The sequence below is a fragment of the Leptospira kmetyi serovar Malaysia str. Bejo-Iso9 genome, from assembly GCF_000243735.2.
In the GTDB taxonomy this organism is placed as follows: domain Bacteria; phylum Spirochaetota; class Leptospiria; order Leptospirales; family Leptospiraceae; genus Leptospira; species Leptospira kmetyi.
In genome coordinates this window covers 198276-211263 of record NZ_AHMP02000001.1, presented here as the reverse complement: position 1 = coordinate 211263, position 12988 = coordinate 198276, and the positions used below count along the sequence as shown (strand labels likewise).

Sequence of the window (12988 nt, the reverse complement as noted above, 5' to 3'; positions counted from 1 at the left end):
CGCATTCGGAACAAGTTGAGTCCTCCAAAGGATTTGTCAAAGATTTTCGAAAAGAAATTATTTTCTAAAAATCGGATTTACCGAACTCGGAAAATTCATTATACTCGAATTTTAATTTCGTGACTCTCACATCGGTTATTTTCCAAAATGGCTGGAGCAGACTTAAAAAAAGGAACCGCAGGTGGCTACAGATCCGATCCAATCAGAAGAATCTAAAACGGGCGTTCTCGGCGAACTATTGAAGAAGAGATTCGGATTTTTTATAAATCTTAAAAATCTTTTTTACCTTGGAATCCGGGCAAAACTCGCGCTTTTTACCGGAGCCTTGATCGCTCTTACGGTGATGATTCTTTCCGCCATCGACGTTCATCAACAGACGGAAATTCTTACGCAAAGTTACGAAAAAGAAGCCGCAATTTCCAGACATTATATCTCGAGTTTGGTTCTCGAACTGGAGAATCTTTCGAGCAGTTTGATCCGGGTCGAATCCTTTCGGGAACGGGTAAAACGTCAAAGCCAGGCCCTTCGTAAATACAGAACGAGGGTCGTGACTCAAGAAACAAAAGAGGTCAGCTTTTTCGGATTTAAGACGAAACTTTTCGGAGTTTTGGGAAAGGAACGTAAGTCGTCCATTAAGGACACGTATTATTCCGTTTATCTTTCCAAGGCGGACATCGAAGAACTCGAAAAGAACACCAAGTTTTTACTGAAGGACCCGAACGGGCTTGCGATCTCCGACGCGATGTACACAAAACTCAAAAATATGGCGCATCAAGTCGCCGTTTTGGAAGCGGACTTAAACGAACAAAAACAAAGATGGGACGAACTTCATTCTCAGGAAAAAAGTTCGGAAAAGGACAAACAAGACGCGGAACACGGAATGGATCACTTAAAGAACGGAATCGAAAAGGCCAGAAATCATCTGGACCATTCCATTCTCGAGTTGTCCCTTCCGAAACAACATAGAAAGATCGAGGAACTCGGACTCAACATGTCCCAGTATAGAATCCAGACCTTTCCCGTGATTTCCAATCAGATCAAGGAGAATCTTACTCCCTCTTTCGATACGAAAATTTTCAAACAGGACGTTTCGATCAATTCGAACATATTTCTCCGCGACATCGACTCGAACCTAAAGGATTCCTTTTCCAAAATTCTTTCCTTGGATTTTTCTCAGAATACGGATCAGAATTCATACACGATCGGAGCGATGGAATTGCAGACGTTGTATTCTCCGATTTTTAGAAATCAAAGTTCGACCGAAAGAGCCAATCGTCTCCGCGAGGAATTGCCGGACTTCGCGAAACGTTATCTGCAACAGGACGCGAATTTTGCGGCCCAGATCCGCGACTTGGTCGTTCCGTTGAAAAAAAGAATCCAGGAACTCAAGGACAAAAAACCTCCGGTTCCTCCCTTTCAGGATAAAACGTTTCGGGATCTTTATGCACGTTATGCGAAACTGATCCAGGAAAGGGACGCGCAGTTCGAAACGTTCCGCAACGAATTCTCCGAAGATAAAAAGGATTTCGTCGAGGCCGCGCAAAAACTCAAGGTCTTAAAACAAAAACATCCCGTAAAAACCAGGGTCGCTTTTCCGATTCAGAGCGAAACCGACGTTCTGATAGACGCGTTAGGCGAGCTTAGAAACGCGGGTTTGGAGGATCTGATCGTCCTGCGCTTCAGTCAAAGTTCGGGTAATTATTCCGATTATCTGAGAGATCCGAAGGAACAAAATCTTTCCAAGGAAAGATGGGACGCGATCCGAGAATGGATTTACTCGGGCAAAAGCGAAACTCCGACTCCTCAGTTGAAAAAACTGATTCCGTACGGAATCATAGCGAACTCGAGAGGAGAGGCGGAGGAGATTCTTTGGAATCTGGATTCCAAACCTCTTCTCGGAGATTCGGGAGACGAGGTCAGCTCCGCGATTCTTTCCATAAACCTTTCCGGAATTTCCAGAACGATCGTGGACCGCACCGAAGGTCTCGAGATGATTCAGAAGAATAAGAATTCCGCGATCGGAACCGCGCTTTTGATTTGTTTGGCCGCGATCGTTTTTGCGGTTTTGATTTCCGGATTCGTGGTTCAAAAGATCAAACGGATCATCTTTCACGCGAGGGAAGTCGGTCAGGGAAATCTGGAAGTTCAGTTCGAACAAGGCGGAAAGGACGAACTCGGGACTCTTACGGTCGCTTTGAACTCGATGGTGACCGGTCTTAAGGAAAGAGAAAAGATCAAAAATATTCTCGGGACCATGATCGATCCGGTCGTAGTCAGCGAAGCGATGGTGGATCTCGCCGCCCTCAAACGAGGAAGCGAAAAAAGAATCACCGCGTTCTTTTCGGACGTAGCAGGTTTTTCGAATATTAGCGAAAAGTTAACTTCCGTCGAATTAGCGTCTTTGTTAAACGAATACCTATCCGCGATGACCTTGATTCTGAAAAAACACGAGGGTGTTTTGGACAAATACATCGGGGACGCGATCGTGGGAATCTTCAACGCTCCCGTGGAAGTGGACAAACACTGTCTTAAGGCGGCTGCCGCTTCGGTGGAAATGATCGAAACCCTCGAAAAACTCAGACAGGAATGGAAGGCCAAAAAGGCTTACATCCCCGAGGCTCAGGAAATGCAGATTCGGATCGGACTCAACACCGGACTTGCAAAGGTGGGTTTTATGGGAACCGATTCCATTTCGGCTTATACGATGATGGGGGATACGGTCAACCTCGCTGCAAGACTCGAAGCGGCTGGAAAAGATTACGGCGTAAGCATTCTCGTGAGCGAAGCGGTTCAACACGAGATCAAGGACGAATTTTTTACGAGATTGTTGGACGTGGTCCGGGTCAAAGGGAAGAACGAACCCGTTCGACTTTACGAATTGATCGGAAGACCGGATAACGTGTCCGAAAGACTGGAAGCGTCCGTTTTGGAATTCTCCAAAGGATTCGAAGCGTATCTCAACCGAGAATGGTCCTTAGCGCAGGAACTTCTCGAAAGTTCGCAGATCACGAGAGGTAGCAGGGACAAAGCCGCGGTTCTTTTGATCGAACGTTGCGAGGAATACAAACACAATCCCCCGGAAAAAACCTGGGACGGGGTTTATACCAGAACTCACAAATGAAAAAACGTTTCGATTCCGAGAAACAAAAAGCCGCTTGAGAATATCATAAAAATCGAATATTCTTTTTTAAACTTGAGGAATACGACACAAAGGATCGTCCAGAATAAAGAAAGCCAATGTGTCGTTCCGATCGGGTTTCGAATCCAATCCGCCGCGGACGTTTGCGGAAGAATCAGAATGGATTTGGCGAAATAAACTCCGAGATAAAGAATCACCGCGCATACGCAGGCGGTCACGTAACGAAAACAAACTCGAATCCATTCCGATTCTTGCGTCTTTTCGACAAGGCTCGCTCCTCCCAAGATCAAAACGAAAGAAGGAAGAAACGTATAATAAGCCGTTAAAAAAAGTCCGAACAAACCGGAGCCGATTCCGCCGAACCGGTGAGCTCCCGCTAAAAATCCGACGAAGGTCAAAACCATCACGAGAGGTCCCGGCGTGCTTTCGCCGAAAGCGAGCGCGTCCAACATTTCGTTCGTCGATATCCATCGCGCTTGTTTTGTCGCGAATTCCGCGACCGAAGGGAGAATGGCGTACGCGCCGCCGAACGTGAGAAAGGCGGTCTTGGTGAAAAACAAGATCAAATCCTTCCAGAAAACGAATTCCACTTTCAAAAAGAATAATATTCCCAAAAACGGAGCGGCCCAAAGAATCAAACCGACGCTTCCGGTTCGTCCTAGGTTTTTTAAAAGTTCGGAACTTTTTTCGCGTTCTTCGTCGAACGAGGTTTGAAGATCGATTCGTTCCGAGGCGGAGGTTCCGGTTTCCATCGTTTCCCTTGTTTTCGGGCTTTCCGTTTTTGGATCGGAGGTTTCCGCAAAGTCCGAGTTCGCATCCGAATTCGATTTTGATTTCTTTCTGCCGAAACGAAAAGCGATCGCGCCGAACAACGCCGAGGCCAAAAGAAGATACGGATAGGAAATTTCAAAAAATAAGATTCCGATTGCGGATAACGCAAAACAAAGAATTTGTCCGTCGGATTTCAGACTTTTCCGAACGAGATTCCCGAACGCCAAAAGAATCACGGCGAGAATCGCCGGTTTGACCCCGTTTAAAAACGAAATCACATACGGAACAGTTCCATAAGAAAAGTAGAATATACTAATTAAGATAAAGATCGCAACGGACGGAAAAACGAACAAAAGACCCGCGAAAATTCCTCCCTTAACCCCGTGCAAAATCCAACCGAGATAGGTTGCGAGTTGTTGAGCCTCCGGTCCCGGAAGAATCATACAATAACTGAGAGCGTGGGAAAACTTATCTTCGGAGATCCACTTCTTTTCCTCCACAAGGGTTTTGTGCATCAGGCCGATCTGTCCCGCGGGACCGCCGAAACTGGACCAACCGAGCTGAAACCAAAATCGAAGCGCTTCTCCGAAGGAAGGAATCAACCCGGAAGCCTTCCGATCTTAAAGAACAAAGGCCATTCCACGGTTCTGGAAGAGACGGAACCCCAAGCGTTTCGGATTTCCTTTTCCACGAGTAGAACCGGATCGGATTCGTTTTTTTGAATGTATTTCTGAACGCTGGACCAGGTCCGCAAATAACCTAACACGTGTTCCACGGTCCATTCTTCCTTCATAGCGAAGTAGGGCGGCGTGATCGTTTCGAACGGAAAGGCGATCGATTTGTATTCTTCTTCGACGTATCTTCTTTCGGGAGGCCAATACGAATCTACGATTTCTCCGTAGAGTTTGTCCACGAGCCCGTCCACGGACGGCGTGATTCTGTGCATGTTATAGCCCCAGATCGCGAGAATTCCGCCTTTCTTCCCGACTCGGATCGCTTCCTTATAAAAGGGTTCGAAATCGAACCAGTGAAACGCCTGTGCGACCGTGATCAAATCCACTTCATGATTTTCTAATGTAGAATTCTCCGCCTTACAAACTCGATATTCTACGTTTTTGTGCGGCTCCGCGCTGGAAATCTGATTCGCGCTCGGATCGGTCGCTATGACTTTTTGAAAAACTTCTCCGAGAGAAACGGCGGCTTGACCGGTTCCGGTTCCGCAATCCCAAACGACGTTTCCGTTCGGAACGAGACTTTTGAGATAAGAAAAAAGTTCATCGGGATAACCCGGGCGAAATTCGGAGTAAGAAGAGGAATGGGAGGAAAAATGATCTCTGAAACTCATAGGCCCATGCTTTCAGAGATCGTCGTGCGAACTCAAGTAAGAATTTAAAACGCTCCGTCGGGATGTTTCTTAAATTCTTTCTGATTGATAAAAAGATATTGATATTGGATTTGTTTTCCGTCTTTCGTCTTCGCTTGAATCATCAAAGGAAGGAACGTCGATTTTTTCGCAAAATCCGGAATCTTCACCGTATAATCGGGGGATTGATTTTGTTCGATCACGTTCTTGCTTTTGATTTTGATGCTCACCGAATCGGGTTGAACTCCTTCCAGATGAATCTTAAATTCCTGACCGGTCTTAACCCAAGAACCGTCCAGAATCGAAATGGAAATTTTGGGGGGAGGCGCCATGGTAAGAATGGAGTTGAACGCGGATTGAGATTGTCCCCAAGGAACCAAGGAACGATGAACGTTGTAAACGGGAGTTCCCGGAAGATTCTTCCCCGGGTTGACCGTAAACGCCATTCTATAACCGATCGCCTTCGCTTCTTCGATGACCCTCGGATCAAAAAGACCGAACGGATACGCGAGATCCACTACCTTTCTTCCCGTTTTGGTTTCCAAAATCTGTTTGGATTCCAAGAGTTGTTTGCGGATCAACGCGCGGCTCATCGTGGGAAGTTTCGGATGATACAACGTATGAGAACCCAAGTCCAAAACGCCGCTGTCGAGCGCGCTTTTCAACTGATCCCAAGTCAGATAGTATTTCTTTCCGGAAGAGATGATCGAAGGATAAATAAAAATCGAAGCGGTAAAACCGTATTTTTTCAAAAGAGGAACCAACACTTCCAAATGCGTTTTGGAACCGTCGTCGAACGTCAAAAGAATCGGTTTTTCGGGAAAGTCGGACGGTTTTTTACCGTTGATATACGCATAGAACTGATCCAAACGAACGGTTTGATAACCGGCCGCTTTGAGAAACTTAAACTGTTCCTCCAAAAGATTCGGATGAAGGTTGTAACCGCCCATCGGACCGCCTTCCGCGGCTAAGTGATGATAACAAAGAACGGGAACACCGCCTCCGGAAACGGATTCGACGCCTTGGGTCGCATAACTCGGAGTAGACGGGGTATCGTCCTTAACCGTCGGAAGCGCGTCCTCGTATTTTTTCTTTTTGGAAATCGAAGAATTCTTATCCGTCTTTTCTTTTTTGATCTTTGATGTTTTGGAAGGAGCTTCGGAAGTTTTTTCTTCCGATTTGGAAGCGCCCGAGCCGGAATCGCTTACTTCCGTTTTATCTTTTTGATTCTTTTTAGAAACGGTTTCTTTAGAAGATTCTTCCGTAGCGGTCGGAAGTTTCGATCCGTTTGTTTTCGGTTCTTTCGATTCGGATTCTTTTTTCGGGGAAGAATTTGCGGTCTTTCTTTTCTTTTCCGGATTGAGAAAGTCGTCCACGGGAGAAGCGACCGCAATCGAAAAAGAGACAAAACAAAGAAGGGCGATGGTCGTAAGGGAGAATCGCGTTTTAAAAAAGGATTTTGAAGTGGTTTTTCTTGTTGAATTGGAAATAAGTTTTTTTGTGTACATTCCGAGTTCCGGGAAAAGAGTCTTCGGTTAGTCTTTTAGAGCCTCTTTCCCCGGCAAGCGATTCCCGGAGTTCTTCAATTGCAGAATTTCTCGAACGAATTTTCCGCTTCTTTATGGCCTATGATCTCTGCAGTCTTCCAATCCGCGCACGCCTTTTGTTTTTCTTTGATCGCCCAGTTTGCGACCGCTCGGTTGTTCAGGGCGTTCGTATAAGTCGGTCTCAATCGGATCGCGGAAGAAAGATCTTCGATCGCTCCTTGATAATCGGAGGTTTTAATTTTTGCGAAACCCCGGTTGTTGTAAGCCGTGGCGTAGTCTTCCCGTTTTTCAATGGCTTGGCTGTAATCGGCGATCGCACCCGCTTCGTTTCCGGATTTGCTCTTTGCAAGTCCTCTGTTGTTGAGAGAAACGGGGTTGTCCGGATTAACGTCCAGATCCCTTGAATAAAACTCGATCGCTTCCAAATATTCTCCGCTCTTAAACTTGGAATTCCCCAGTTGAAAGGGATTCGGTTCGGGTTTACGAGTGGAAATCGGCTCTTGTGTTTTCTCCTGTTCGGAAGAACAGGAAGAAAACAACGCAATCGTTAAGCAAAAAGTAAAAATCGATAAAAGCCTCGATCTAAGATCGAAAGGGACCATAAAAAGCCTCCGGAGGAAGCTTATTTCCCTTCCTTCTCCCGGATCAATCTCTTTAAGACCGATTCACTGTGGGAACAGAGTTTCAAAATTCCGCCCTTTGCCGGTTTTTGTCTGTCGAGTTCCAAAAGTTGAGAAGCAAATCGGAACTTTCTACGGATATGATTCACAGCCGGAATCGAAGTTTTGAAACTTCTCGCCAACTCATGGTCCGTTAGACCTTTCGAGTTGAGGTCGAAGAACTTGCCGAGCTTGTCTTTATCCCAAACGATTTTCTGATCCGTTCGGTAATAATTGTGTTGTTCCAGACGTTTGCTGTTGCGCTCGTATGAACCTTGGTTTCTCTTCTTTCTCCAGAAGGGATGTCGGTTACGCGCATACTTGATATCATCAATCGTATACCCGGTGGACGTTAACCATTCCGAAGTGATACTTGATTTTTTAGGGCCGGTCAGTTTCGATTTAATCGATAACTCGATGTACTGCTCCGGTGTCGATGCTGAAAGTAGTTTCCGTTTTTCTTTTTCGTAGATTTCCATATTGTTTTACGCTCATTTATCCTATCCGGAGAATTTCGATTCTCCGAATTCAGGAACTATTCTTATCACAATATGTGTAACTTGAAAACATTTTTCCGAAACGAAAAAGAATTTCTCGGATGTATTTGTAAGCATCGCAAGTACATCCGATGTAATCATTTACTTACCAGCGAAAGTTTCCTTCTTTCATAAAACCAAAGCCGATCGGATCACTTGAAACTCCCGGACATACAACTGCGGCTTTACCCGTTAAACGAAAAGAAGAACTCCGTTTAGTAACCGCGTTTGCTATCGAGTTCGAAACCGACTTCAAAGGAAAGCTTGTACGAATCGTAAGAATGGATTCCTTACCGTTATTCGTAATGTTCACGGGAGAACCCGTTAAGAACTTATCGTTTTCAAGAAAGAGTTCGAAATTCAAATCTTGGAATTGTAAATCGGAAGCAGCCTTGTTGTTTAAGACGAGTTCGAACTGAGTGTCTATGGAAATATCCAGAGCGTCCAATCCGGCGTTCAAAGCCGAACCCGGCGACTTTTTATTCTTAGGTGAAAGAAGAGCGTCCAAAAACGAAACGGCTTTCTTAGCCAGTTCTTCGCTATTTGCGGATTCCGTAATCTTTGCAACGTCCGGTTTGATGATCTTAAAGTTTCTGATTTCGATGTTCGGAAGAACCGCAGGAATCAATCTTTCATCCTGGAACGGGAACTTTAAGGAATCGGTACCCGCGATCATCGCATATTTCTCCGGAATCGGAAGAGCGGCTTCCCCTTCTACACGAATGAGAAGTTCTTTTTTGCCAGGAACCTTTTTATACAAGGCCGCAAGATCCGAGTATTTCAATTTTACTTCGATCGGAAGCGGTTTTTTGGAGGAACCTTGCACGGCGTCCAACTTCAGTTGCACTTTGCTGAATTGAGTTCCTTCGATCTTAACGTCCAAATTCAAACTGGAAGCGGGAAGATCGATCGGATACGGATTTTTAACTTCGGTTTGAATGATGAGTTTGATATCTTCGAGAGTGATTTCGGCGATTTCCACTTTTTCAAAGGAAATTTCGGGGGTTTTGATCTTTCCTTTTAACGTCTGCAGTTCCGCACAACCGCTTAGAATCGGCAAAAGAAAGAAGAATACGAGAAGGGTTATTTTTGATTTCAAGAAGGATCCTCCAATTTGAGTAAATACTGATTTAGAAGAATGGAATTCGATTGAAAAGAAAGATTTTGAAGAGCGAGGGCCTCCTCTAACCGAAAAAATACGCTGAAATCGCGTTAAACATGAGCGAATGCTCGGATATTACGCCTAACGTAGAAGTGAAAACGTTATAAAGAATGTTATAGATCGAATTTTTATTTAGAATCGACTTGGATCTTGTTTAAATCGATTCTAAATTTTAAAAAATTCTAAAGTAGATTGTTAAACGAATTGTCCGAGTCCGATCGCTTCCAAAAATTTTGCGGGTCTTTTCGAGTTTAAGTTGAGAATCACCCAATCCGTACTCGCGTTGCAGGAAAGAGTTTCGTTTTGGCAGAGAATTCTTTGTTCAAAAACCGCGCGGGTAGGGCTTTTTAAAAAAAGATCGGATTGGATCGTAATCGTTTCGGGATAACCGATTTCCTTTTTGAATTCGAGTCCGATCGAAAGAATGACCGGACCCCAACCTTGTTTCTTTAACGTTTCCATGGAGAATCCCCAATCGCGCATCGCTCTCATACGAGCTTCGTCCAGATAACCTTGAAAATTTTTATTGTTTACGTGGTTGTTCGGATCGAGTTCATCCCAGCGAACTCCGATTTGGGTCAAATGACCTTTCTTGATCTCCTTCCATTCTTCCGTTTTCATTCTTTACCTCTTTAAAAAAATCCGTTTCCAGAAATCGAGGAACGAAACCGTTCCAAATACGAGACTTCTCCCGTCGCTCTTGCGAGTAACATCGCGCCTCTCCAAGAAGATTCCAAAAATTGAATGTGATGAAGAATGTTTTCGTTCGATCCGAGGCCGCCGTCTTTCCGTTTGTCGTTCTCGTTTCGGTTCACTTGAATAGAATTCAGAATTTCATTCGAGATTCGATCCAAAGAAACCTTCAATCGACTTCTCAGTTCCGTTCGTTTCGAGGAGGAATGTTGTGCCAGCACGTTGATCAAACAGGAAAGTCCGTCTTGTAGGAGCTCCTTTTCCAAAAGAATCTTTTGTTCATAGAGATAGGTTAGGGATGAAAATCCTCTTCCACCGGCTTCGATCGTTTTTTCGTTCCAGAGAACCGCGTTCTCTGTGTATTCTTCCAGCGCTTCGATTAAGAATTGATCCTTGGATGGGAAGTAGTTGTAAAAAGAACCTTTGGGGATTTTGGCCTCATCCGCGATTTCTTGGATTCCGATTCCGTCGGGGCCATAAAGTCGGACCAATCGGATTCCGGCTTCGAGGATTGTTTTTCGTTTGGTTTCTGATTCTTTTTGGGAAATTTTCATTCTTTGTTTCAATCCGTTGTTTGTAGAAAGGTCTGCCGAGATTTCTTTGGATTGTTTTTTATTTAAAGCGACTGGTCATATTAATGTCAAGGGAAATTTGTGGGAACTGCCACAAAAAGGGAAGCTCTGAGGTCGTGGGAGGGCTCGGAACGAGGCAAAAGCACTTTCTGTAGAAAACTTTTGTGGGAACTCATACAAATTCCCAGGAAAAGGTTACGATTTTCAGAATAAAAGGTTTGCAGATATCAAGATATCTTGATATTGTATCCTTCGTGGAAACCTTAGAGGCGAAAATCTATTCGGGCATTGGTCCGAAACAAATTCTTTCCGCCCTCAAAGCGCTTTCCGACGAAACGAGAGTTCGGATTCTCCACATTCTTTCCTTATCCCCTTTGAACGTACAAGAAATTACGGAAGTTTTGAGAATGGGCCAATCTCGGGTTTCCCGACATCTCAAAATTTTAACCGACGCGGGGTTCTTGATCCCCGAGCGCGAAGGTTCTTGGGTTTATTACCGAATTCCGGAGGAAAAGAAAAGTCCCGATTTTTCTTCAGAGGTCACCGATCTTCTTTTGGCGTATAAAGAGGACCTTCCGTTTCGAGCCGAGGATCAAGTTCAGATTTCGGAAATTCTTTCCAGAAGAGATCAGAAAAACACATTCTATTTTAATAATGTAGCACAGGATTGGGAATCGATTCAAAAGGACGTTTTGGATCCGGCGATCTATCGTAAAAAAATTCTTTCCTATTTGCCGGATTCTTCTTCGGTGATTTACGACTTGGGTTGCGGGCCCGGCGGTTTGATTCCGTATTTATTGACCAAGTCCGATCAGGTGATCGGCGTGGATTCTTCCCCGAAAATGGTGGAAGAGGCTCAGGTTGCGTTCGCCGGAAACGCGCACGTTTCTTTGATCCATTCTCCGTTGGAGAATGTGGCCTCTTCGTCTACGATGAAAGCGGACGCAGTGGTCGCGTCGATGGTACTCCATCACCTTTCCAATCCTCCGGCGGTGATTCGCGAAATTTATAAAATTCTAAAGCCCGGCGGAACCTTCTGCCTCGTCGATTTGAAAAAACACAACCAAGAGTTTATGAGGGATAACTTTTCGGATCTTTGGTTGGGTTTCGATTATTCCCTGTTACAGGATTGGTTGGAACTTTCCGGTTTTAGAGTCAGCGCCCACGAAGAATTCGATACGGGCAACGTTTTCAAAATTTTGATCATTCAAGCAACGAAAAAGGAGGACTAGAATGTCCGCAACAACACAAGAAAAGGGCTTAAGCTATAAAGTAAAAGATCTCTCCCAAGCAGAATGGGGAAGACAAGAGATCATCCTGGCGGAAAAAGAAATGCCGGGTCTTATGGCGATAAGACAGGAATACAAAGGTAAAAAACCTTTAGCGGGAGCAAGAATCGCAGGATCTCTTCACATGACGATCCAAACTGCGGTTCTGATCGAGACCCTGACGGAATTGGGAGCGGAAGTTAGATGGTCTTCTTGCAATATCTTTTCGACTCAGGATCATGCGGCTGCGGCGATCGCTAAGGCTGGAATTCCGGTTTTCGCATGGAAAGGCGAAACGGAAGAAGAATACTGGTGGTGTATCGAACAGACCATTTTCTTCGGAGATAAAGGACCGAACATGATCCTGGACGACGGAGGAGATCTTACCGCTTACATTCACGAAAAATATCCTCAATTGTTAAGCGAAATCCGCGGTATCTCCGAAGAGACGACCACGGGCGTTAAGAGTCTTTACAAACTTCTCAAAAAGGGAGAATTGAAGGTTCCCGCTTTCAACGTAAACGATTCCGTAACAAAATCCAAATTCGACAACCTCTACGGTTGCCGCGAATCCCTCGCGGACGGAATCAAAAGAGCGACCGACGTTATGCTCGCCGGTAAAGTGGCTCTCGTTTGCGGTTTCGGGGACGTGGGTAAAGGTTCCGCGGCTTCTCTTAGAAACTTCGGTTCTAGAGTGATCGTAACCGAAATCGATCCGATCTGCGCTCTTCAAGCTTCTATGGAAGGTTATCAAGTTCTTCGCGTGGAAGACATCATCGAACAAGTCGACATCGTTGTAACCGCAACCGGTAACGACGACATCATCACTCTCGAACACATGAAAGCGATGAAAGACGGAGCGATTCTTTGTAACATCGGACACTTCGATACGGAAATCCAAATGTCCAGATTGAACGGAGAAAAAGGCGTAACTAAAAAGGAAATCAAACCTCAAGTGGACAAATACACTTTCCCGGACGGTAAATCCATCATCGTTCTCGCGGAAGGTCGTCTTGTAAACCTGGGTTGTGCGACCGGTCACCCTTCTTTCGTGATGTCTTGTTCTTTCACGAATCAGGTGTTGGCTCAGATCGAACTTTACAACAACAAATACGAGTTGGGAGTTTACACTCTTCCGAAACATTTGGACGAGAAGGTTGCGGCTCTTCACCTCGAACAGTTGGGAGTTCGTTTAACAAAACTGAACCAAAAACAAGCGGACTATTTGGGAGTTCCCGTAGAAGGACCTTTCAAACCGGATCATTACAGATATTGATC

At 45.0% G+C, this 12988-nt stretch carries 11 protein-coding genes; 3 read left to right on the top strand and 8 right to left on the bottom strand.

The features are described from left to right. Positions 1-181: 181 nt before the first annotated feature. Complete coding sequence (locus LEP1GSC052_RS01000) at positions 182-3121, top strand: adenylate/guanylate cyclase domain-containing protein (RefSeq protein ID WP_010572364.1); 2940 nt, start codon at positions 182-184, stop codon at positions 3119-3121. Here the strand turns inward: LEP1GSC052_RS01000 and LEP1GSC052_RS00995 are convergent. The 8 genes from LEP1GSC052_RS00995 to LEP1GSC052_RS00960 form a co-directional block, all read right to left on the bottom strand. Further along, complete coding sequence (locus LEP1GSC052_RS00995; RefSeq protein WP_020985421.1) at positions 3112-4512, bottom strand: chromate transporter; 1401 nt, start codon at positions 4510-4512, stop codon at positions 3112-3114. The genes LEP1GSC052_RS01000 and LEP1GSC052_RS00995 overlap by 10 nt on opposite strands. Further along, on the bottom strand, positions 4509-5255 hold the full coding sequence (locus LEP1GSC052_RS00990) for a class I SAM-dependent methyltransferase (protein ID WP_010572367.1): 747 nt from the start codon (positions 5253-5255) through the stop codon (positions 4509-4511). The genes LEP1GSC052_RS00995 and LEP1GSC052_RS00990 overlap by 4 nt, the downstream gene beginning before the upstream one ends. Before the next feature lie 44 nt (positions 5256-5299). Continuing rightward, positions 5300-6697, bottom strand: a complete 1398-nt coding sequence (locus LEP1GSC052_RS00985; protein ID WP_243397132.1) for a polysaccharide deacetylase family protein — start codon at positions 6695-6697, stop codon at positions 5300-5302. Between the two features lie 158 nt (positions 6698-6855). Further along, positions 6856-7422 carry a tetratricopeptide repeat protein gene (locus tag LEP1GSC052_RS00980; RefSeq protein ID WP_010572368.1) on the bottom strand — a complete coding sequence of 189 codons (567 nt, stop codon included), beginning with the start codon at positions 7420-7422 and terminating at the stop codon, positions 6856-6858. A gap of 20 nt (positions 7423-7442) precedes the next feature. Continuing rightward, positions 7443-7958, bottom strand: coding sequence for an LB099 family protein (locus LEP1GSC052_RS00975; RefSeq protein ID WP_010572369.1), 516 nt, complete (start codon positions 7956-7958; stop codon positions 7443-7445). Positions 7959-8121: 163 nt separating this feature from the next. Continuing rightward, complete coding sequence (locus LEP1GSC052_RS00970) at positions 8122-9114, bottom strand: LEA/WHy family protein (protein WP_020985408.1); 993 nt, start codon at positions 9112-9114, stop codon at positions 8122-8124. Between the two features lie 258 nt (positions 9115-9372). Then, positions 9373-9798 (bottom strand): acyl-CoA thioesterase, encoded by a 426-nt coding sequence (locus tag LEP1GSC052_RS00965; protein ID WP_020985404.1) that lies wholly within the window; start codon positions 9796-9798, stop codon positions 9373-9375. Between the two features lie 11 nt (positions 9799-9809). Continuing rightward, positions 9810-10424 (bottom strand): TetR/AcrR family transcriptional regulator, encoded by a 615-nt coding sequence (locus tag LEP1GSC052_RS00960; RefSeq protein ID WP_010572373.1) that lies wholly within the window; start codon positions 10422-10424, stop codon positions 9810-9812. A 272-nt stretch (positions 10425-10696) separates the two neighbouring features. On the opposite strand from LEP1GSC052_RS00960, the gene LEP1GSC052_RS00955 reads away from it, so the two are divergent. Together LEP1GSC052_RS00955 and ahcY are read left to right on the top strand one after the other, a co-directional pair. Beyond that, complete coding sequence (locus LEP1GSC052_RS00955) at positions 10697-11674, top strand: ArsR/SmtB family transcription factor (protein ID WP_040912683.1); 978 nt, start codon at positions 10697-10699, stop codon at positions 11672-11674. A 1-nt stretch (position 11675) separates the two neighbouring features. Next, positions 11676-12986, top strand: a complete 1311-nt coding sequence (ahcY, locus tag LEP1GSC052_RS00950; RefSeq protein WP_010572375.1) for an adenosylhomocysteinase — start codon at positions 11676-11678, stop codon at positions 12984-12986. Positions 12987-12988 lie beyond the last annotated feature (2 nt).